The sequence below is a fragment of the Saccharothrix xinjiangensis genome, from assembly GCF_039527585.1.
Classification (GTDB): Bacteria; Actinomycetota; Actinomycetes; order Mycobacteriales; family Pseudonocardiaceae; genus Actinosynnema; species Actinosynnema xinjiangensis.
Window position 1 is genome coordinate 1 of record NZ_BAAAKE010000087.1, and the last position, 652, is coordinate 652.

General features: G+C 47.1%; 2 protein-coding genes. Both read right to left on the reverse strand.

What is annotated here, in order from left to right; translation table 11 throughout:
* A partial coding sequence (locus tag ABD223_RS43345; RefSeq protein ID WP_344044202.1) for a hypothetical protein occupies positions 1-279 on the reverse strand: 279 nt, incomplete at its 3' end.
* 102 nt (positions 280-381) lie between these two features.
* Complete coding sequence (locus tag ABD223_RS43825; RefSeq protein WP_425564114.1) at positions 382-549, reverse strand: COG4315 family predicted lipoprotein; 168 nt, start codon at positions 547-549, stop codon at positions 382-384.
* Positions 550-652 lie beyond the last annotated feature (103 nt).

A 652-nucleotide genomic window follows, 5' to 3' on the forward strand; every position in this document is an offset into this window, starting at 1 on the left:
GTCCGAAATTGTTCCGCCGAGGGGCATGGTTTGGGCGACGAGTACCGCGTTTTGAATGCGTGCTTTATGATCGCGAATAGACTGCAGATCGGTGTAGGTCCACTTCGCGCTAGCGGACGAGCCAACGGAGTGACAAGAACTGCACTTGCTTTGAAATAGTTGCCTGGCGAAATTTGAAAAGCTGACATTAGCTGTGGTTATTGATTCGTTAGGCGTTTCGGGTGTAGGCGTCGTCGCCTGATCTTTGGTACAGCTAACAAGAGCAATGATAAAGATCATGATGGGCAGGCTCGTTGCGTATATCAGTTGCCAAGGCGAACCCTTCTGTTTTGATATTTTTGTTTTCACGGTATGTATGTCTGTAGTTGTACTAAATAGCTTTTAAGGTTGGAGCGCTGTAATCGTCTCTTGGTTGACAATTGGCCATACTCCGGGGCGAGGAACGCTTACGCCTTTGGTATCCCCACGTTGTTGATCTTGTCCAAAATAGTATAATGGCCATCCACGGTACACAAGTTGAGTTTTCCCATAAACTTGTATACTTCCCATGTCGTCAGCCGGAAATATAGTGGGTACAGGGCCTCCTAGCTGTTGATAAATGGGCCACACTGCGTCGTTACTGAAATCTGGCTTGGTATACGTATTGGTATTC

Bases quoted from the DNA above. Each gene is read 5' to 3' on its own strand.
- ABD223_RS43825 (WP_425564114.1), bottom strand. From the start codon at position 549: ATGGGAAGTATACAAGTTTATGGGAAAACTCAACTTGTGTACCGTGGA.